This is a genomic window from Mesorhizobium sp. J18 (genome assembly GCF_007829525.1).
Classification (GTDB): Bacteria; Pseudomonadota; Alphaproteobacteria; order Rhizobiales; family Rhizobiaceae; genus VLJP01.
On record NZ_VLJP01000003.1, the window covers coordinates 1 to 19,836 of the forward strand.

A 19,836-nucleotide genomic window follows, 5' to 3' on the forward strand; every position below is an offset into this window, starting at 1 on the left:
TCTGTCGGATGGTCAGGTCGTACCCGAGGGATACCGCTGCCGGCTACCAATCGAGGCCACGATAGGCGCGGCGCGAATCCGCTTGACGGGCGGTGAGCCCCGGCCGCCGGTCTTTGCAGCCATTCCCAACCGGACATACATGATCGCGGCAGGTCTGTTGGCGACGATATTCGCCGTGCCCGTGGCATCCAATACGCTTTCCAAAGTCGGACTGGACGGAAGCGCCGCCAGCGCGGATGCGAGCCTTACGGTGGCGGGCATTCAGCATCCGGAAGGTGCATCGCAACAGCAGGATCGGTTCGAGCGGGAAGCTCGCGACGGCCTGAAAGTCCAACTGGAACAGGCCGGGATCCGTGGCCTGGAGATAACCGCCGCAGAGGGTCGTCTGATGGTTTCGGGAACCATACCCGACCATCAGGTTCAGGCATGGAGATCGGTCCAGGCCTGGTTCGACGAATTGCACCAGGGGCGTCTCCTCCTCATCTCCAATGTGGCCGTTGGCGATGCCAGCACCGCTCCGCGCCTTCCCCTACGGGCGATCTGGTACGGCGAGCGGCCATACATCATCACTTCCGACGGCGCCCGGTACCATGAAGGCGCTTTCGTCAGCGGCGGCTGGATCATCAAGGAGATCGGCGAGGAGCAATTGCTGCTGGCCAAGGGCGACACAGTAATGGCGCTGAAATATCAATGACGCGACGCGTGGATGCATTGCGGATTGACACGCCCAGGCTCGAACCGTCAGGGCGGGAGGCGCAGAATATCGAGGCGCTGCGCGGACAGCCGGTTCGGCGCCGTCCTGTCGACTCGGTTCGCCTCAAGGCAGGCCGCTCGCAAGAATCCGGCGCGACGGAGCAACCTGCAAGCGCAGAAGCGAAGCCTGCACCATCCTCCCGCCCAACAATGTCGGTCGACGACCTGCTCGCCGAATTCGTTGCTCCACAGGCCCTGGAGCCTGCGATCCTAAGCCGCTCCGTGTCCATTCTGCAGCATTGCATCACGGATCTGGTCCCGGATCTCGACGGAGGAGACCAGCTACATGATCTGGCGAAAGCCCTGATGGAGGAGGAGATCGAACGCCAACGCGACCTGCTTGACAGAATGCAGGAGGGATTCGAGCCGGAGTGAAATGCGCGACACAGTGCAGCTGCTGCATATACTCGGCCATCTCTATGGTTGCCACGGGCAGATAAAGCGGGGCGTGGTCTACCTGCTGATCGCCGTGCAATTGGCCCCGGACAATCCCGCCATTCTGCGGACACTGGCCCATTTGCTCACACTCGACGGAGAGGCGGACAAGGCCCTTGCTACAATCGCCCGGCTGGAAGCCATCGACGATACGGAACAACAGCCCGTGCTGGCCTTGCTGAAAAGCCGTGCTTTGCTGAAAGCCGGCCGAACGGAGGATGCACGCCGCTCCTTCCGTGAATTCCTGGCCAGCCGTGAAGAGCGCGCAAATGCTTGACCGGCTGCTTCCTTTCCTTGCGAAATTGTCCCGCCGCAGCGATCTCGTCATCGCCGTCCTGATGCTTGTGGCGGTGACGATGATGCTGATCCCGTTGCCGACATGGCTCGTCGATATTCTCATCACGGCCAATATCGCCCTCAGCGTACTGATCCTGCTGGCGGCGCTCTATGTCACGCATCCGCTGCAATTTTCCTCGCTGCCTTCGGTGATCCTGATCGCCACCCTCTTCCGCCTCGCCATCACGATCACGACGACACGCCTCATCCTCCTGCAGGCAGATGCGGGAGACATCGTGACCGCATTCGGCGTCTTCGTCGTCGGCGGCAGTGTCGCAGTCGGGCTCGTGATCTTCCTCATCATCACCACCGCGCAGTTCGTGGTGATCGCCAAAGGCGCCGAACGTGTCGCCGAAGTGGCCGCCCGTTTCACGCTGGACGCCTTGCCCGGCAAGCAGATGAGCATCGATGCCGAGTTGCGCAATGGCGACATCGATCAGGCCGAGGCTCGCCGGCTGCGCAAGCAGCTCGAACATGAGAGCCAGCTCTACGGCGCTATGGATGGCGCCATGAAGTTTGTCAAAGGCGACGTGATCGCCGGCATCGTCATCATCTTCGTTAATCTGATCGGTGGGTTCAGCGTGGGAACGCTCCAGCACGATATGTCGATGGGCGAAGCCATGCAGACCTATTCGCTGTTGACCGTGGGGGACGGGCTGGTGGCCCAGATACCGGCGCTGCTGATAGCCATCGCGGCCGGCACCATGATCACCCGCGTGGCAAGTGCCGACGATCAGGGCGATCTGGGTCAACAGATAACCAGTCAGCTCCTTCGCGACGGGCGCACACTCGGACTGGGTGCCACGATCCTGATCGCGCTGAGCCTCGTTCCTGGCTTTCCCTCCGTGGTGTTCCTCATCCTGGGAGCGGCAATGGCAGCCGGCGCCTATGGCCTTCATCGCAGCCAGTCCCGCCACAAGCCGGCTGTCGACCTGACCCCGCCGGCTTCCACACGGCAGACGGCTGATGCGGGCATGGACGCCCTGGAGCATGAGGAAAAGCCGGCGCTGCCGTCGTCAAACCGCCTTGTGATTCGGCTCGGCCCGGAACTCGGCGCCGTGATTTCCGCACAGGCATTCGCCCGGGAAAGCGAACGGATCCGTCATGACCTGCAGGCCGACCTTGGGATCGAGGTGCCGGCAATCGGGATGCAGGTCGACGATGCAATCGGCGCGGACCGCATGCGGGTGGATATGGAAGGGGCTCCAATTCTCACCGCCGATGTGCCGGCTGACCGCGTGCTCGTGCTGGCGGACAGTGCAAATCTGGACCTGCTCGGCATCGGCTATCGAAAGGGACCCGTGCTGGCTGGCTGGCGCGAGCCTGTCTGGGTCGAGGCTCAGCATGCGCCGGAACTGGAGCAGGCTCACCTCAGCTTCATACAGCCCATGGAAGTGGTTCGCGGCGCCCTCGAACACGCCCTGCGCGCCTTTGCGGATCATTTTATCGGCATACAGGAAACCCGCCGGCTGCTTTCCACGCAGGAAACGGATTATCCGGAGCTTGTCAGGGAAGTGCAGGAAACCGTGCCACTGCAGAAGATTGCCGATGTCCTGCGCCGGCTGGTCGCCGAAAACGTACCCGTGCGCAATCTGCGCATCATCCTGGAAGCGCTGACAGAATGGGGCCAGCGCGAGAAGGATTCAGCCGTGCTGGCGGAACATGTCCGGATCGCGCTGAAGCGGCAAATCACCTTCCGGGTGGCCAATCGCGACAACATCGTCGCCGCATATGTCCTGCAGCCTTCCGCCGAGGAGACTTTGCGGGCTGCAGTGCAGATCACCTCCACCGGCGCGGCTGTCAACCCTTCCGGCGATGATTTGCAGGCCATCATAGAGCAGATCGAGCAGGCATTCTCACAAACATCGGCCGAAACAGCGCCTGTCGTCCTGACGGCCACGGATGTGCGACGTCATATGCGCAGTCTGCTCAAGCAAAAGAAGATAGAGCTACCGGTGCTCTCCTATCAGGAATTGGCGCCGGAGTTCAGCGTTCAGCCATTAGCGACGATAACAGGTCGCCGGGCGCATGGTGCAAGCCGCCAGCCCAGGGCGCTGCCCGCGGCGCAGACCTCCATTCCTTAGCTTAAAAGTTTTTTGACTGACATGCTTAGAGGGGAAATGCATGACAATAGCTGGCACTCCAGCACAACCGGACCATAGGGCTTGCCCGGTATGGAGCCGGCTCGTGTGCATGCTTTTGGCGGCGCTCGGCATCGTGCTTTTCATTTCGGGGGAAGCACCGGCGCAGTCTTCCGAGCCAATTGAACGGCAGGTCGATCTTCATGTCGGACAAGGCAAGCTTTTCCGCTTCAGCCAGCCGGTAGAATCGGTGCTTATTGCGGATACTACCATCGCCGATCTGCAGATCGTGTCCTCGGACATGGTATATGTTTTCGGCCTCAAGCCCGGCATCACTAACCTCATTGCCGTCTCCGGCGACCAGCAGGTGGAAGCGTCGATGGAGTTTCGTGTCGGCGTCGATGGGCGCGGGGCCACAGAAGCCAACCAGAGACTGCGGCCGAATTCCGCGACGGAGCTGACCTTCTTCGGCAACCGACTTGTGGCGGTAGGACGGACCCGCACGGTGAATGAGGCTCTCGACGTCGACAGCGTCGCCCGGACCTATTCGCCGCCCGAGCACCCGCCGCTCAACAACACGACCATAGACGGCTCGCAGCAGGTCAATATACGCGTTCGCTTCGCAGAAGTTTCGCGTTCCGAACTCCTGGCCTATGGCCTGGATTGGAATGCCACCATTACCGACGGCAGCTTCAGCTTCGGGATGTTCAAGCGTGGCGACGTAAGCGAAAGCAATCTCGGCTTCCGCATCGGCTCGAACGACGTCAATATCGAGGTGCTGCTCGAGGCCTTGCAGCGCAACGGGATCGTAAAGATCCTGGCGGAACCCAATCTCACGGCCAAGACCGGCCATACGGCAAGTTTTCTGGCCGGCGGCGAAGTTCCCGTTCCCGTTCCTCAGGGCGACAACTCCATTACCGTGGATTACAAATCCTTCGGCGTCTCGCTCGATTTCACGCCGACCCTGATCGGTAATGACCGCATCGCGCTCAACGTCAAGCCGGAGGTCAGCTCGCTTTCTGACAGCGGGAGCGTCACCGTGGAGGGGCTGAACCTGCCGAGCTTCGTGGTACGCCGTGCAGATACTACGGTCGAGGTGGCAAGCGGACAAACTTTTGCCATAGCCGGCCTTTTCCAGCGCCGCCTGTCGACCAACCTGCAGAAGTTTCCGGTTCTGGGCGATGTGCCGGTTCTCGGCGCCCTTTTCCAGTCGCAGCGTTTCCAGCGGGAAGAGACCGAACTTGTCATCCTGATCACGCCATATCTGGTCGAGCCGGTCAGCTACGGGAAAATGGCGACCCCTCTCGACAGGCCGGCACCCAAACCACAGCCGAGAAACACTACCGGCGTTGGCATGATCGTGAAATGAGGGGACGAATGATGAGCTCATACCATGCCGCTCGCACAATGGCGATGCTGTCTCTTCTTACAGCAGCCGGCTGCGCCTCCGCTCCCCCGGACCATTCGGCGGGATATAGCTATGTTTCCACGAACAGCTTTACCGATACCGGCAAGGGAGTGGGTGGGTCCATTCTGGTTCCGGACGCCTGCCTCGGCGAACCTGCGGACAGTTCCCCTCAACCGGCCCAGACGATAGGAACCGTCGTCCCTCAACTGGGTCCGCATCTGCCGCCTGGCTGCGCCAACGCCTACAATCTTCAGCTCATGGCGGAAAACCAGCGGGACCTTGTGGAAGGCAGAAGACTCGGTCCGGCTCCTGCCGCACCGACGGTACGAGCAGCCCGCCGCTACATATATGGCGAGGAGGAAGCGATCGGCGGCGCGCATGATGAAGGCAGCATGCCCGATCCGCTTCAGACGCCTGGAGGCTAGCCTGGTCGCCTGGTATGACATGGACCAGTCAGGATCATGCCGCCATTCAAACGAGGTTCAACCGCACGAGATGGCGCGCCACAAGCGGAAACAGGTTCGACTCCAGATCATTGCCCACGCGCCCCTTGATGAAGACCGCGTCGATGAAAGCGGCATCCTGCGCCACGGGGCATCCCAGCCGGCGGGCCTGCGAAAGGAGCGTGGCGGTCTCTCCGCCCTGCCCCATCACCACGATGACCGGCACGGGTGTCTCACCGGCCACGTAGCGCAATGCGGCCAGCCTGTCGCCATCATGCAGGACCAGTGAGGCATGCTCTATACCGCGCTTGATAGGCCGCGCCACGGCCTCCCGCCGCTGGCGCCGCAACTCCTGCCGGATCTGCGGATCGCCCTCCAGGTCCCTGCGCTCTCTCCTGAACTCCGTTCTCGTCATCCGCATGTCGCGCCGGAAAAGTGCCCGCTGGATGGGAACGTCGAGAAGTCCGATGAGCACGAAGGCCAGCGCTACTGCAATGAGAAGAGGCGATATCACCCCGGTTATAGTCCCTCTGAGGCAGGATTCGCCGCAGCCCGGCGCTTCGAAGAGGGTCTGGAGCCAAGCCAGCAGGATGGCGGTAAGCAGTGCCGCAAGCAGCACGAGCTTGATCAGGCTTTTTGCGAACTCGACCACGTTGCGCAGGGACATGATCCGCTTGAAGCCCTGTGCGGGATTGACCTTCTCGAAACGCGGCTTGACTGGATCGAAGGAGAATACGGGACCGCCGGTGGCAAAGACGCCGAAGATGATGACAGCAACCGCGGCAATGCAGACCAAAGGCACGAGAACGGCGAATATGGTCGAATAGGCCTGGTGAATGGCAAATCTGCTGGCGTCGGCGAAGGCATCGTCCTGGCGGCTGGTAACCGCCTCCACCAATAAGAAAAACCTATCCGAGATGGCGGGCCAGACAAACACCAGATAGAGAAGGACGGCGAAAATGGAAAATCCGGCAGCCAGATCCCTGCTCTGCGGCACCTGTCCCTTCCGGCGCGCGTCCCGAAGCTTCTTTTCGGTGGCCGGAAGTTGCTTTTCCTCACTTTCCTGTGCCATCGGACTCGCCTATGACTTGCCTTGCTACTTCCCCCGAGGAGTGACCCGCGCGGAGCGCGGCAGGGAGACTGGGCATGCAACGTAAAATCGGTCTGGCTGCACTGGTCATAGTAATCCTTTCGGGCTGTGCAACAACACAAAACCAAAGCAAGCTCGATGCCGCGGAGCAGGGCGGCAAGTCTTCCCGCCTCCTGCGGCTGGCCGCGGATATAGAAAAGCAGGGCGACACCGGAACAGCCATAGCGCTTTATGAACAGGCTGCTTCGGCTCAGGACGCCTCCGCTCAAACATTCGTCGAACTCGGCGACGCCTATATGCGTGCTGGGTATCCTGATCAGGCCATCCAATCCTATAAGGCCGCCCTCTCCCGTTCGCCCAATTACGGTCCCGCCCTTGTCGGTCTCGGCTGGGTGATGGTCAATGAGGGAGATACGGAAGCCGGTCTCCGCACGCTCGCGGAAGGGACCCGGAGCGTGAACACGGTCGAGGCCTATAACCGGCTTGGCGTCGCACAGACTTTCGCCGGCCAGATCGAGCCTGCGCTTGCCACGTTCCAGCAAGCGCTGTCCCTGGCTCCTAACGACCTTGATATCCAGATCAACATGGCGATTGCCATGGCGTTGGCGAACGATGCCAGCAGGGCCCTTCCGCTGGCGCGGAAGGTAGCCACCTCTCCGAGCGCAAGCCTGCATCACAAGCGCAATGCGATTCTGGTCTACGGCCTGCTCGGCCAGGCCGGCGAGGCACGCGCCCTCTCACTTGCCGGATTGTCTACCACGGAGGTGAACGAACTTCTCGCGCAGGCGAAATCCTTCCGCGCAAAACCGACCGTGCTGGCCCGCGCCCAGGCACTCGGCTCCGCCGGCGGATAGGCAGGCCATCCTCCTGTAGGAGCCTGCCGTCGATTTTCATAAAACTGAAACAGAAGCTTTAATTGCGCGCCCGATTTGGTGCGTACGGTCGCCCCATGTAGCAGACTGGAAGGGGACGCCGCATGTCTTTTCGGATCGACGCCGAAGCAACGCATCGATACAATGAGAACGGACGGGTCACTTCCCTTTCGAGGGCGCAACAGCAGGCCTTCACCCAGGCGATTTCGGAAGCACTGCGCGCCAGGGAGCAGGCAGGGGGTTCCGGCGAAATAGATGAGTTCGAGGAGCGGCTGGTCGTGGTTGAACAGCACGACAGCCTATGGACCATTGCCGATCAATTCGACGTTTCGCATCAAGAGCTTATCGAGATCAATGAATCCCTGCTGAATTCGAATCCGGATCTGATCCATCCGGGGGATGTGCTTTTCCTCCCGAACACTTCCCCACAAGAAGCCGCCAACACGCCTCTCAACCAGTCCGGCATTCCTGAAGGCGAACAAGGTTTCGTTCAGAATCTCTATGAACGTGGCAACGCGCTTGAATATGCCGATGATCCCGGAACCATCGATTTCGACGCTGAAATCGGAGAGATCGCCACCGATATCGGCGCCTATCTGGAAGCGCTGCCGCCCGAAAGCCGCCAGGAGGCACTCCAGCGCTTCTATGACAATGACTGGGTGGATGCCGGCCCGGCACAGATGGCCATAGAGCAAGCGGCCGAAATGGCGAATATCCAGCTTACCGACAGCGGCCATACCGGCATGGAATCGGAAGCTGCCGCCCGCGACATTATCGCCGAAGCACAAGCCGAGACGGACCCGACGGAGGCCCTGCGTGTCTTGGAAGAGCTCTACGGGAATGCTTCCCCGAGCGTGCAGACTGCACTTGACAGGACAGAAGGCGCCCGCACCATCGCCGACAATGCAGCCAGCGAGCTTGTTGAGGGAATCAAAACCGATGATCCGGCAGAGGCCCTGCAGGAGTTGGAGGGCGTTTACACCAATGCGTCGGAACGCCTGAGCGACGCGCTCGACAGATCGGACGCGGCACAGGAAATCATCGATGGTGCAGCCAATTGGGTGGCCGATCCTCTGATCAGCAGCGACCTGGATCGGGAACAACCAGGCGCTCCCACGCTCGAATCCATGCAACGGCTCGAAACACTCACGGCCGATCTGGATCCCGAAATGGCCGCCAGGGTCGTGGACGCGATGATGCCGAAGCTCGGAGAGGCTCAGCAGCACTATCTCGACAATGGCTATAGCGGCGTTCAGATCGGGCCGGAAGGAACATCGTCCCTTATCAGCGTCCTCGACCGCATTGCGGGAACGACCAGCGGCGAAGAGGCGGCGAACCGGTTCGCCGAAATGGGCCTCTTCGACATGAACACCGTGCGATCGTCCATGTACGAGGCCATCGGCAATGGAGAGCCGATTCCTGCCTATGCCCTGACGATAGCTTCCATGGAGGGTATCGACCCGAGCGTTCTCGACGAGATCCTGTACACGGTCGAAGGCACGCGCGACCACGGCATTGCCGATCTGGCCGAAGATTACAGCGCCCATCTCGAGGAGTTGAGCTACCTCATCTCGAATGGCAGCACTGCCATGACGGAAGAACAGCTCGAGACCGCGATCCAGGACTATATCGACGAGAAAGGGCCGGAATGGCAAAACCGGCTGGATGAGCTGGAAAGGCAGTTGGCCGACCGTGGCTCGGGCCTTCTGACCCAGATCCAGCAGTTCCAGAACCTGCCAGACGAAACGCGCGCCGATCATCAGGAACGCATCAACAATCTTCTGGACGATCCGAATGCGCAACTGGCCGTATCAATGGCACTGCGGGACCTGCCGGAGCTTGTGAAAGGAGAAGCGGGTCAGGAACTGATCCAGCTCTTCAACGACCTCGGCATCACCGGCAGCGACAATCCGTTGGCGTCGAATCTTGTCGGAGCGTATCTGCGCGAGAACGTGATGATACCGGCCGGCGATATCGATCCGAGCGATCCGGCCTCGCTTCAAGCGGCGCGCGATCAACTCACCGAAGCGCTGGCCAACAATCCGGAGCTCGCCAATCTCCTCGGCATCAGCAGCAACCAGCTCGGCGAGATTTCCGATGCATTCCTGGATCTGGTGCCGGAGCACACTGACGACTTCAATGCCGAAAGATACGGCATAGACGCCGTCCGCAACCTCAACAATGCTCTGGACACGTTCGACGCGCAGTTGCGCGATGCCCCGTTCAACCGTCTCTTCCGCGCGAGCGCGCTGGCGATCGTGGGCTCCGGCCTGGCCAACGCCATAGAGGCCTATGGAGAAGATCCGTCGCTGCGCGCCCAATTGCAGTTGGCGGTCGATTCTGCGCGCGTGGGCATCGACAGCGCACAGTTCGTGACCTCGCTGCTGACGTCGAACGAATCTGCACTGACCAACGGCCTGAAGCTCGGCGGCAAAATGGTCCACCTGCTCGGCGCGAGCCTTGCCGCCGTCGATGCGATGGGGCGCCTCTCCCACGGAGACGTCGTGGGCGCGGGGCTGAATGTGGCCGCGGCCGGCGGGGTCAGCTATGCGGTGTTTGGATCGTCGAGCCTGGCAGGCCCGATCGGCTTCGGCGTTGCCGGCGTGGCCACGGTCGGCCTTTTCATCTGGGATGGAATCCAGAATGCCCAGCACAACAGCCGCTTCGAGACCGAAACGACCGCCGCCTTCCTTCGGCATAGCGGATTCAACGAAGAGGCAGCATCAGCGTTGATCGACCAGAGCGGTGAAGGCTACAGCCCGGTTCCCATCCTGATGCGCTATGGCGAATTGAAAGGTCTGACCCCGGAGCAGACGGTAGACTGGATCAATTCAATTGCGAGCAGCGAGGATGGCCTAGCCAAGCTCGCGGCGCTGCGCGACAACTTGCACCATACGCTCGATGAATTCGATGGCGATATCGCCCGCTTCGAGGCCACGTCGGACAATGATGACGAGCGCGTTTTCAGTACCGAGGAACGGCCCTGGTTCGTTCGCTCCGGTGAAGGCCGCCCGGAATCGGCCGCACAGCTCGATGCCGTTCTCGCAGTGCTCGAACTCGACATTCCGGTGGCATAAAAGCCCCGAGCAATCCGTTACCAACCGGTCCGCAAACAGACGCTCCCCGCGATGCAGCCCCAGCGCGGGCGCTCATCGCTGGCTCACCCGTCTACGGTTGCCGCGATCAGGAGCAGCTCAGCGTCCGCCTGACTGCGTCCCGCCAGCCTCTTATCTTGCGGTTGCGTTCCTCCGCAGACATTTTCGGCTCAAAGCGCCGCTCCAGCGACCAGCTTTTGGCAAAGGCCTTGGCCTTCGGCCACACGCCTGCGCGTGACCCCGCCAGCCAGGCGGCACCCAGCGCGGTCGTTTCCAGTATCTGCGGGCGATCCACCGGTGCGTCGAGAATGTCGGCGAGCGCCTGCATGGTCCAGTCGGAGGCAACCATCCCGCCGTCCACACGCAAGACCGTCCTGCCATTCGAGTCCTTCCAATCCTTTTTCATGGCATCCAGCAGATCGCGAGTCTGGAAAGCCACCGATTCCAGGGCCGCGCGAGCGAATTCCGCCGGACCGGAATTGCGCGTGAGACCAAATATGGCACCGCGCGCGTCGGCATCCCAATGGGGAGCGCCAAGCCCCACAAAAGCCGGCACGAGATAAAGGGTCTGCGTGACGTCGGCCTTTGCCGCCAGCACGCCGCTATCGGCAGCCTTGGAGATCATCTTCGCGCCATCACGCAGCCACTGCACAGCGGCACCGGCAACGAAGATCGAGCCCTCCAGCGCATAAGTGGTCTTGCCATCGAGCCGGTAGGCGATGGTCGACAGCAGACGGTTCTTCGACAGGCAGAGTTTGTCCCCTGTATTCAGAACGGCGAAGCAGCCCGTGCCATAGGTCGACTTCATCATGCCCGGCTCGAAACAGGCCTGGCCAATCATCGCCGCCTGCTGGTCCCCCGCAACACCGAGAATAGGAATGGAAGCGCCGAAGAGCGATTTTTCCGTCTCTCCGAAATCGGCCGCGCAATCCTTCACTTCCGGCAGCAGGGTGGCCGGGATGCGCAGGATCTTGAGCAGTTCCTCGTCCCATTCGTTCTTTACGATATTGTAGACGAGCGTGCGCGAGGCATTGGTCGCGTCGGTGGCATGCAGCTTGCCGCCCGTCAGCCGCCAGATCAGGAATGTGTCTATCGTGCCGGCCAGCAATTCGCCTCTTTCGGCCTGGCTGCGCGCGCCCTTCACCTTGTCGAGCAGCCAGGAGAGCTTCGTGCCCGAGAAATAGGGATCGAGAAGAAGCCCTGTCTTCTTGGTGAAGCGTTGTTCCAGACTCTGTTTCTTCAGTTTCTGGCAAAGCTGCGCCGTGCGCCGGTCCTGCCACACGATCGCGTTATGGATCGGCTTGCCGGTCGCCTTGTCCCAGATGACGACGGTCTCGCGCTGGTTGGTGATGCCGATGGCTGCGATATCGGAAGCCGTGAGGCCGGCCTTTCTCAGGGCCTGCTTGACGGTCGTGACGACCGACGACCAGATCTCTTCCGGGTCATGCTCAACCCAGCCCGAGGCTGGATAATGCTGTGTGAATTCCTTCTGCCCGACCGCGACAACCTTCATTTCACCGTCGAAGACGATAGCGCGGCTCGACGTCGTGCCCTGGTCTATGGCGAGGATGTGATTGGCCATCGGCAACCTGTCTCCAGACAAGGAAGGAGGCGGCATTCCTGCCGCCTCCGTTTGGCGGTCAACTGAGACTATGCGGCCTCAGTTGCTCCAGCTCTTGACCAGTTCGTCGTAATTGACGGTGATCGGCTTTTCCTTCTCATTCTCGATCTTGAGCTGCGGCGCAAGGTTGCCCTTCGAGACGGCATCCTTGTTCCAGTATTCGAGATCGTGCTCCTCGGCGAGTTTCGGTCCGATATCGCCCTGGATGCCGGCGCGCTCGAGACGCTCAAGCACCTTCTCCTGTTCCGCACAGAGCGAATCCATGGCCTCCTGGGCCGTCTTGGCGCCGGAAGCCGCATCACCGATTGCCTGCCACCAGAGCTGCGCAAGCTTCGGATAGTCCGGAATGTTCGTACCGGTCGGCGACCACTGAAGGCGGGCGGGCGAACGGTAGAACTCGATCAGGCCACCAAGCTTCGGCGCCCGATCGGTAAAGGACTGATGGTCGAGCGTCGACTGGCGGATGAAGGTAAGGCCGACATGGCTCTTCTTCACGTCCACCGTCTTGGAGGTGACGAACTGCGCATAGAGCCAGGCGGCCTTGGCGCGGTCATCCGGGGTGGACTTGAGGATCGTCCATGAGCCGGCATCCTGGTATCCGAGTTTCATGCCCTCCTTCCAGTAGACGCCGTGCGGCGAAGGGGCGAAGCGCCATTTCGGCGTGCCATCCTCGTTGACCACCGGCAGCCCTTCCTTGACGAAGTCAGCTGTGAAGGCCGTATAGGTGAAGATCTGCTGCGCGATCTCGCCTTGCGCGGGAACCGGACCCGACTCAGAGAAGGTCATGCCCTGGGCGGCTGCAGGTGCATAAGCTTTCATCCAGTCGAGATATTTCTGGATCGAATAAACGGCGGCCGGACCGTTGGTGTCACCGCCGCGCGCCACGCAGGAGCCGACCGGCCGCGAATTCTCGTCAACCTTGATGCCCCATTCGTCGACCGGCTTTCCGTTCGGGATGCCCTTGTCGCCATTGCCGGCCATGGACAGCCAGGCATCGGTGAAGCGCCAGCCGAGCGACGGGTCCTTCTTGCCGTAGTCCATATGGCCATAGACCTTCTTGCCGTCGATCTCGCGGCCGGTGAAGAACTCGGCGATGTCCTCGTAAGCCGACCAGTTGACCGGCACGCCGAGGTCATAGCCGTATTTTTCCTTGAACTCAGCCTTGTTCTTCTCGTCGTTGAACCAGTCGTAGCGGAACCAGTAGAGGTTCGCGAACTGCTGGTCGGGAAGCTGGTAGAGATCGCCGTCCGGAGCAGTCGTGAACGACTTGCCTATGAAGTCGTCGATGTCGAGATTGGGGTTCGTGACGTCCTTGCCCTCATTCTCCATCCAGTCGGTGAGGCTGCGCGCCTGTTGATAGCGCCAGTGGGTGCCGATCAGATCCGAATCGTTGACATAGGCATCATAGATATTCTCGCCCGACTGCATCTGGGTCTGCAGCTTCTCCACCACGTCGCCTTCACCGATGAGATCGTGCGTGACCTTGATGCCAGTGATGGCCGAGAATGCCGGCGCCAGCACCTTGGACTCGTATTCGTGGGTCGTGATCGTCTCCGAGACGACCTTGATCTCCATGCCCTGGAAGGGCTCTGCAGCATCGATGAACCACTGCATCTCGGCTTCCTGTGCCGCGCGGTCGAGCGACGACATGTCCCCGATCTCGGCATCGAGAAACGCCTTTGCCTCGTCCATGCCGGCAAAGGCATTGCCTGCCGCGAAGCACAGAATGAGCGCTGTTGTGGATGCTAGAAATTGCCGTCGCATGATCAAACCTCCCATAGTTTGCGAACAGATCCGGAGCCACGGGCTCCCACCATTTTCCCCCCTCTATACGTAGCGAAACACGCCGATTGCGTAGACTACGGAGAGAGCGAGAGCCCACCAGAGGCCGGGGCCGACGAGTCCCAGCCAGGCGAGATGAATGAAGGCGCTGCCGAGCAGCGAAATGAAGAGACGATCGCCGCGCGTTGTCTCGAAGCGCAGGACACCGACGCGCGGATTGCCGCCCGGCGAGAAATATTCCCATACGCCCATGCCGACCAGCAGCAGAAGGATGGTGGCGAAGAAGGTGGCTGTCGGCCATGTCCAGGCCATCCAGGAAAAGTTCATTACACCCTCCCCAGGGCGAAGCCTTTGGCGATATAGTTGCGCACGAACCAGATCACGAGCGCGCCCGGTATGATGGTGAGCACGCCGGCGGCCGCCAGCACACCCCAATCGAGACCGGAAGCCGACACGGTGCGCGTCATGGTCGCCGCAATGGGTTTGGCGTCGGTGGTGGTCAGCGTGCGCGCAATCAAGAGTTCGACCCATGAGAACATGAAGCAGAAGAAGGCTGCGACGCCGATGCCGCTCGCGATCAGCGGCATGAAAATCTTCACGAAGAATTTCGGGAAGGAATAGCCATCAATATAGGCGGTCTCGTCGATCTCCTTCGGCACCCCGGACATGAAGCCTTCCAGGATCCACACCGCAAGCGGCACGTTGAACAGGCAATGCGCCAGCGCCACGGCAATATGCGTATCGATCAGGCCGAAGGCCGAATAGAGCTGGAAAAAGGGCAGTGCGAAAACCGCCGGCGGCGCCATGCGGTTGGTCAGCAGCCAGAAGAACAGGTGCTTGTCGCCGAGGAAGCGGTAGCGCGAGAACGCGTAGGCCGCCGGCAGCGCGGCGACGACCGAGATGACCGTGTTGAGGACCACATAGATGATGGAGTTGATGTAGCCTGAATACCAGGAGGGATCGGTAAAGATCACCATATAGTTCCTGAGCGTCGGCTCCTGCGGCCAGAGCGAGAAGACGCCGAGTATCTCCCGGTTGGTCTTGAAGCTCATATTCACGAGCCAGTAGATCGGCAGCATCAGAAAGATGATGTAGAGGGTCGGCACGAGCCACCAGAAGCGGGATTCGCCGCCGCGGCGGCGCATCCTGCGTGCAAGGGCGACATCGGCCTCTCGCCGGACCTGACCAGCCTTGCCGTTCGCCATCAGCGCCTCGGTCCTTGCATTGGAGATGGTCTCGTCGCTCCGCGCCATCTCACCTCTCCGCGCCATAATTGGTCATGACCGTGTAGAAGACCCACGACAGGGCCAGGATGATCAGGAAGTAGATGATCGACATGGCCGCCGCCTCTCCCAGATTGAACTCGCCAATTGCCAGCTTCACGAGGTCGATGGAAAGGAACGTCGTCGTGTTGCCGGGGCCACCCCCGGTGACAACGAAGGGCTCCGTGTAGATCATGAAGGAGTCCATGAAGCGCAGGAGTACCGCGATCAGAAGCACGCGGTTCATCTTGGGCAACTGGATGTAGCGAAACACCGCCCAGCGCGAGGCGCCATCGATCTTGGCCGCCTGATAATAGGCGTCCGGGATCGAGACTAGGCCGGCATAGCACAGAAGCACCACAAGACTCGTCCAGTGCCAGACATCCATGATGATGACGGTCACCCAGGCGTCGAACGGGTCATTGACATAGTTGTAGTCGATGCCGAGTTCCCACAGCCCACGACCGAGCAGGCCGATATCGATGCGGCCAAAGACCTGCCAGATCGTGCCGACGACGTTCCACGGGATCAGAAGCGGAAGCGCCATCAGCACCAGACAGACGGGCACGCCCCAGCCGCTGCGCGGCATGTTGAGCGCGATGAAGATGCCGAGCGGAATCTCGATCGCCAGGATGATGGCCGAGAAGGCAAGGTTGCGGCCCATCGAGTCCCAGAAACGGTCCGATGCAAGCACCTCCTCGAACCATGCCGTGCCCGCCCAGAAGAATTCGTTGCGGCCGAATGTGTCCTGCACCGAATAATTGACCACGGTCATCAACGGGATGATCGCCGAGAACGCCACCAGCAGAAGCACCGGCAGGACGAGGAACCAGGCCTTATTGTTCCAGGTCTTCTGCATGGTCAGCCCCCCAGTTCCACGCGGCGGGAATCCGCATAGATGTTGATGCCGGCCGGATCGAAGGCCACATGCGGTTCGGCGGGTATCTCCCCATCCTCGCCGACGATCACCGCGATTTCCTTCCCTTCAAGGCTGGCGCGCACGATCTTGCGGCGGCCGATATCCTCGACCTTGCTGATCGTTACTGGCATGCCCTCGCGGCCGAGCCGCACATATTCCGGACGGATGCCAAGCTCGACCGGCCCTGTCATCGAGCCTTCTGGCGCTCCCGGCAAGGTGATCGCCTGGCCTCCGAAATGAGCCGTCCTTCCCTGCACCGATACCGGCACGACGTTCATGCCTGGCGAGCCGATGAAATAGCCCACGAAAGTATGCTTCGGCCGCTCGAACAGTTCGTCCGGCGTGCCGATCTGCACGATCTCCCCATCATACATGACGACGACGCGGTCGGCGAAGGTCAGCGCCTCCGTCTGGTCATGGGTGACATAGACCATGGTGTAGCCAAAGCGCTTGTGAAGCTGCTTCAGTTGCGAGCGCAGCACCCACTTCATATGCGGGTCGATCACAGTCAACGGCTCATCGAACAGGATGGCGTTGACGTCCGAGCGCACGAGGCCACGGCCGAGCGATATCTTCTGCTTCTGATCGGCCGTCAGCCCCCTTGCTTTCCGCTTCGCCCTGTCGGCAAGGCCGATGATCCCGATGATTTCGCGCACCTTGCGGTCGACCTCGCCTTCCGGCAGACCGCGATTCCTGAGCGGAAAGGCGAGATTGTCGTAGACAGTCATGGTGTCGTAGATGACGGGGAACTGGAACACCTGCGCTATGTTGCGCTCCTGCGTCGAACGGTCCGAGACATCCTCTCCGTCGAACAGCAGACACCCTTCGGAAGGCCGGAGCAGCCCGGATATGATGTTGAGAAGGGTCGTCTTGCCGCAACCCGACGGGCCGAGCAGCGCATAGGCACCGCCATCCTCTAATGACTGGTGAACCTCTTTCAGGGCATAGTCGGCATCCGCTCGCGGATTGGGCAGGTAGGAATGCCGGATATGTTCCAGATCGATGCGCGCCATCTTCCTCCCTCACGCCGCCAATTTCCGGAGTGCTGATACCGCGCGCCCGGTTTCGTCGAAGACCATCAGATGACGGGTGTCGATGAAGACCTCGATCGTTTCGTCGGGGTTGAAATGATGGACGCCCGAAGCCAGCATCACCCAGCGCGCATCGGCATAGTCGAGATGCACGAAGCTCTCCGAGCCCGTTATCTCCGTCACCGTCACTTTCGCCTTCACCGATACGGCGCCGGCGGTCGGGCGTTCCAGCAGAAGATGATGCGGCTGAAAGCCGATCGTATAGTTCCCCTCGGCAATGCCTTCCAGTCCTTCAGGCGCCGGCAGAACCACCCCGCCTTCAAGCCGGAAGCCGGCTCCCTTTTTCCCGAGCGTGATCGTGTTGAGCGGCGGATCGGAGAAAGTGCGCGCAGTCACGAGGTCCACAGGATTGCGGAACACCTCGATGGTCCGTCCGAATTGCGTGACCCGGCCCTCCGACAGGGTAGCGGTGTTGCCGCCGAGGAGAAGAGCCTCCTGCGGCTCGGTGGTCGCATAGACGAAGATGGCTCCCGATTCAGCGAATATCTTCGGCAGTTCGGCGCGCAGTTCCTCGCGCAGCTTGTAGTCAAGATTGGCGAGGGGCTCGTCGAGCAGCACCAGGCCGGCATTCTTCACTACGGCGCGGGCGAGTGCGGTGCGCTGCTGCTGTCCACCCGAAAGGTTGAGCGGCGTGCGGTCGAGATAGGGTGTCAGGCGCAGGAGTTCGGCCGCCTTCCGCACCTTGCGGTCGATCGCCTGGCGATCCTCGCCGGCCACCCGCAAGGGAGAAGCAATGTTCTCGTAGACCGTCATGGCCGGATAGTTGATGAATTGCTGGTAGACCATGGCAACCTTGCGCTTCTGCACCGGCTGACCGGTCACGTCCTCGCCATCGAAGAACACGCTGCCCGATGTTGGCGTGTCGAGGCCGGCCATGAGGCGCATCAGGCTGGTCTTACCCGAAAGCGTCGGCCCCAGCAGGACGTTGAGCGTGCCGTGCTGCAAGGACAGCGAGACGTCGCGGATATGCTCCTCGGCGCCGACCGTTTTCGACACGTTCCGCAGTTCCAGCATTTCCTCCTCCCCGGAACTATCCTTTATTCCGCCGCCGCATTCTGTTTCCGGTCCGCCGCACCGCGCATGAACGTCTCAAGCGCAGCAGCCTCCTCCCCACGGATCCGAAGTCCTCTCTTGGTGCGCCGCCACAACACGTCCTCGGCGGTAACAGCCCACTCATTGTCCATCAGATATCTTACCTCGGCTTCATAGAGATCGGCACCGAAATGTCGGCCGAGTTCCGCTTCCGACCGCGCCAGCCCGACGACCTTGCCGGCGCGCGTTCCATAGAGCCGCACGAGGCGCTTCGCGTGAGCCGAGCCAAGAAAAGGATGCTCGCCTTTGAAGCGGGAGACTTGCGCATCGAATTCTGCCGCGCCGAATTCACCTCCGGGCAAGGCTGCCCCTGCCGTCCAGGGGCCACCTTTGCGACCGAGAAACTCCTCGATCTTCTCCAGCACTGCCTCCGAAAGCCGCCGGTAAGTCGTTATCTTGCCGCCGAATATGTTGAGCAATGGCGCGTCACCATCGCCGCCATCCGCCTTCAGGACATAGTCGCGCGTGGCTTCCTGCGCCTTGGAGGCGCCATCGTCGAAAAGCGGCCTCACGCCCGAATAGGTCCATACGATATCGGATCGCCGCACCGGTTCGGCGAAATATTCGCTGGCCGCTTCGCAGAGATAGCCTATCTCTTCGTCGTTTATCGCCACCTTGTCCGGAGCGCCCACGAAGTCCCTATCGGTCGTGCCGATCAGGGTGAAATCGTCCTCATAGGGAATGGCGAAGATGATACGGCCGTCCTTGTTCTGAAAGAAATAGGCCCGCGGATCGTCAAATTTCTTGCGAATGACGATGTGGCTGCCCTGCACGAGACGGACATTGTGGGCATCGTTCCTGCCGATCGTCATTGAAAGCACCTGATCGACCCAGGGGCCGGCTGCATTGACGATCAACCTTGCCGTCACTGTATCGAGAGCCCCCGTTTGCCGGTCTTCGAGCGAGACCCGCCAGACTCCACGTTCACGCCGCGCTGCGGTGACTTTTGTCCGCGTGCGGATGACCGCGCCACGGTCGGCAGCATCGCGCGCATTGAGCACCACCAAGCGCGCGTCATTCACCCAGCAGTCCGAATATTCGAAAGCGCGGCGGAACATCGGCTTGAGAGGTTTTCCGGCCGGATCGCTGCGCATGTCGAGCGTTTTCGTCGCCGGCAGCAGCTTGCGGCCGCCGATATGATCATAAAGGAAAAGGCCGAGCCTGAGCAGCCATGCCGGCCGCAGGCCGCTGTGATGCGGCAGCACGAAACGCATCGGCCAGATGATATGCGGCGCATTCTTCCAAAGGACTTCGCGTTCCATCAGCGATTCCCGCACCAGCCGGAACTCGTAGTGTTCAAGATAGCGAAGACCGCCATGGATGAGCTTGGTGGAAACGGAGGAGGTGCCAGAGCCGAGATCGTTCATTTCGGCGAGAAAGACGGAGAAGCCGCGGCCGGCAGCGTCACGCGCTATGCCGCAGCCATTGATGCCACCCCCGATGACCAGGATGTCGTAATTTCCGTCGCCGGCCAAATAATCCTCCAATGCTTTCGCATCGCAGCACAATCATGCTGTCGAAAGCAGAACTGAATTATTTCGAAAGCAAGATGAATG

General features: G+C 61.0%; 17 protein-coding genes. 8 read left to right on the top strand and 9 right to left on the bottom strand.

The window, feature by feature from the left end:
- From L598_RS01980 to L598_RS02005, 6 genes are all read left to right on the top strand, one after another.
- On the top strand, positions 1–694 hold a 694-nt coding region (locus L598_RS01980), incomplete at its 5' end, for an EscD/YscD/HrpQ family type III secretion system periplasmic domain-containing protein (protein ID WP_144859644.1).
- Positions 691–1,128, top strand: a complete 438-nt coding sequence (locus tag L598_RS01985) for a hypothetical protein (protein WP_144859647.1) — start codon at positions 691–693, stop codon at positions 1,126–1,128. The genes L598_RS01980 and L598_RS01985, both read left to right, overlap by 4 nt.
- 1 nt (position 1,129) lies before the next feature.
- Positions 1,130–1,465, top strand: coding sequence for a hypothetical protein (locus L598_RS01990; RefSeq protein WP_186444905.1), 336 nt, complete (start codon positions 1,130–1,132; stop codon positions 1,463–1,465).
- Positions 1,458–3,608, top strand: coding sequence for a type III secretion system export apparatus subunit SctV (sctV, locus tag L598_RS01995; protein ID WP_144859650.1), 2,151 nt, complete (start codon positions 1,458–1,460; stop codon positions 3,606–3,608). Before L598_RS01990 ends, sctV begins: the two co-directional genes overlap by 8 nt.
- A gap of 109 nt (positions 3,609–3,717) precedes the next feature.
- Positions 3,718–4,974 (top strand): type II and III secretion system protein family protein, encoded by a 1,257-nt coding sequence (locus L598_RS02000; protein WP_246658591.1) that lies wholly within the window; start codon positions 3,718–3,720, stop codon positions 4,972–4,974.
- Positions 4,975–4,985: 11 nt separating this feature from the next.
- On the top strand, positions 4,986–5,438 hold the full coding sequence (locus L598_RS02005; RefSeq protein ID WP_348642727.1) for a hypothetical protein: 453 nt from the start codon (positions 4,986–4,988) through the stop codon (positions 5,436–5,438).
- Between the two features lie 46 nt (positions 5,439–5,484).
- On the opposite strand, the gene L598_RS02010 is transcribed toward L598_RS02005, so the two are convergent.
- On the bottom strand, positions 5,485–6,528 hold the full coding sequence (locus L598_RS02010) for an EscU/YscU/HrcU family type III secretion system export apparatus switch protein (protein WP_144859658.1): 1,044 nt from the start codon (positions 6,526–6,528) through the stop codon (positions 5,485–5,487).
- A gap of 74 nt (positions 6,529–6,602) precedes the next feature.
- Here L598_RS02010 and L598_RS02015 point away from each other — a divergent pair, with 74 nt between their 5' ends.
- Both L598_RS02015 and L598_RS02020 read left to right on the top strand, forming a co-directional pair.
- On the top strand, positions 6,603–7,400 hold the full coding sequence (locus tag L598_RS02015) for a tetratricopeptide repeat protein (protein ID WP_144859661.1): 798 nt from the start codon (positions 6,603–6,605) through the stop codon (positions 7,398–7,400).
- 122 nt (positions 7,401–7,522) lie between these two features.
- The gene (locus tag L598_RS02020; protein ID WP_144859664.1) at positions 7,523–10,495 is read left to right on the top strand and encodes a LysM peptidoglycan-binding domain-containing protein; all 2,973 of its coding nucleotides are present in this window, start codon (positions 7,523–7,525) and stop codon (positions 10,493–10,495) included.
- A 106-nt stretch (positions 10,496–10,601) separates the two neighbouring features.
- On the opposite strand, the gene glpK is transcribed toward L598_RS02020, so the two are convergent.
- From glpK to glpD, 8 genes are all read right to left on the bottom strand, one after another.
- A complete protein-coding gene (gene glpK / locus L598_RS02025) occupies positions 10,602–12,095 on the bottom strand; it encodes a glycerol kinase GlpK (RefSeq protein ID WP_144859667.1) in 1,494 nt (497 codons plus the stop codon).
- Positions 12,096–12,173: 78 nt separating this feature from the next.
- Entirely contained in the window at positions 12,174–13,898 is a 1,725-nt protein-coding gene (locus L598_RS02030) for an ABC transporter substrate-binding protein (RefSeq protein ID WP_144859670.1), read from the bottom strand.
- Positions 13,899–13,961: 63 nt separating this feature from the next.
- Positions 13,962–14,243 (bottom strand): DUF2160 domain-containing protein, encoded by a 282-nt coding sequence (locus L598_RS02035; protein WP_144859673.1) that lies wholly within the window; start codon positions 14,241–14,243, stop codon positions 13,962–13,964.
- Positions 14,243–15,121: a carbohydrate ABC transporter permease gene (locus L598_RS02040; protein WP_246658592.1), complete on the bottom strand. Its 879-nt coding sequence runs from the start codon at positions 15,119–15,121 to the stop codon at positions 14,243–14,245. The genes L598_RS02035 and L598_RS02040 overlap by 1 nt, the downstream gene beginning before the upstream one ends.
- 49 nt (positions 15,122–15,170) lie before the next feature.
- Positions 15,171–16,037, bottom strand: a complete 867-nt coding sequence (locus tag L598_RS02045) for a sugar ABC transporter permease (RefSeq protein WP_144859676.1) — start codon at positions 16,035–16,037, stop codon at positions 15,171–15,173.
- A gap of 2 nt (positions 16,038–16,039) precedes the next feature.
- The gene (locus tag L598_RS02050) at positions 16,040–17,110 is read right to left on the bottom strand and encodes an ABC transporter ATP-binding protein (RefSeq protein ID WP_144859679.1); all 1,071 of its coding nucleotides are present in this window, start codon (positions 17,108–17,110) and stop codon (positions 16,040–16,042) included.
- A gap of 9 nt (positions 17,111–17,119) precedes the next feature.
- Complete coding sequence (locus tag L598_RS02055) at positions 17,120–18,202, bottom strand: ABC transporter ATP-binding protein (RefSeq protein ID WP_144859682.1); 1,083 nt, start codon at positions 18,200–18,202, stop codon at positions 17,120–17,122.
- 23 nt (positions 18,203–18,225) lie between these two features.
- The gene (gene glpD / locus L598_RS02060; RefSeq protein ID WP_144859685.1) at positions 18,226–19,755 is read right to left on the bottom strand and encodes a glycerol-3-phosphate dehydrogenase; all 1,530 of its coding nucleotides are present in this window, start codon (positions 19,753–19,755) and stop codon (positions 18,226–18,228) included.
- Positions 19,756–19,836 lie beyond the last annotated feature (81 nt).

Excerpts from the sequence above, each read along its gene's own strand:
- L598_RS01985 (WP_144859647.1), top strand. The coding sequence starts at position 691 with ATGACGCGACGCGTGGATGCATTGCGGATTGACACGCCCAGGCTCGAA.
- L598_RS01990 (WP_186444905.1), top strand. The coding sequence starts at position 1,130 with ATGCGCGACACAGTGCAGCTGCTGCATATACTCGGCCATCTCTATGGT.
- sctV (WP_144859650.1), top strand. The coding sequence starts at position 1,458 with ATGCTTGACCGGCTGCTTCCTTTCCTTGCGAAATTGTCCCGCCGCAGC.
- L598_RS02000 (WP_246658591.1), top strand. The coding sequence starts at position 3,718 with ATGCTTTTGGCGGCGCTCGGCATCGTGCTTTTCATTTCGGGGGAAGCA.
- L598_RS02005 (WP_348642727.1), top strand. The coding sequence starts at position 4,986 with ATGAGCTCATACCATGCCGCTCGCACAATGGCGATGCTGTCTCTTCTT.
- L598_RS02010 (WP_144859658.1), bottom strand. The coding sequence starts at position 6,528 with ATGGCACAGGAAAGTGAGGAAAAGCAACTTCCGGCCACCGAAAAGAAG.
- L598_RS02015 (WP_144859661.1), top strand. The coding sequence starts at position 6,603 with ATGCAACGTAAAATCGGTCTGGCTGCACTGGTCATAGTAATCCTTTCG.
- L598_RS02020 (WP_144859664.1), top strand. The coding sequence starts at position 7,523 with ATGTCTTTTCGGATCGACGCCGAAGCAACGCATCGATACAATGAGAAC.
- glpK (WP_144859667.1), bottom strand. The coding sequence starts at position 12,095 with ATGGCCAATCACATCCTCGCCATAGACCAGGGCACGACGTCGAGCCGC.
- L598_RS02030 (WP_144859670.1), bottom strand. The coding sequence starts at position 13,898 with ATGCGACGGCAATTTCTAGCATCCACAACAGCGCTCATTCTGTGCTTC.
- L598_RS02035 (WP_144859673.1), bottom strand. The coding sequence starts at position 14,243 with ATGAACTTTTCCTGGATGGCCTGGACATGGCCGACAGCCACCTTCTTC.
- L598_RS02040 (WP_246658592.1), bottom strand. The coding sequence starts at position 15,121 with ATGGCGAACGGCAAGGCTGGTCAGGTCCGGCGAGAGGCCGATGTCGCC.
- L598_RS02045 (WP_144859676.1), bottom strand. The coding sequence starts at position 16,037 with ATGCAGAAGACCTGGAACAATAAGGCCTGGTTCCTCGTCCTGCCGGTG.
- L598_RS02050 (WP_144859679.1), bottom strand. The coding sequence starts at position 17,110 with ATGGCGCGCATCGATCTGGAACATATCCGGCATTCCTACCTGCCCAAT.
- L598_RS02055 (WP_144859682.1), bottom strand. The coding sequence starts at position 18,202 with ATGCTGGAACTGCGGAACGTGTCGAAAACGGTCGGCGCCGAGGAGCAT.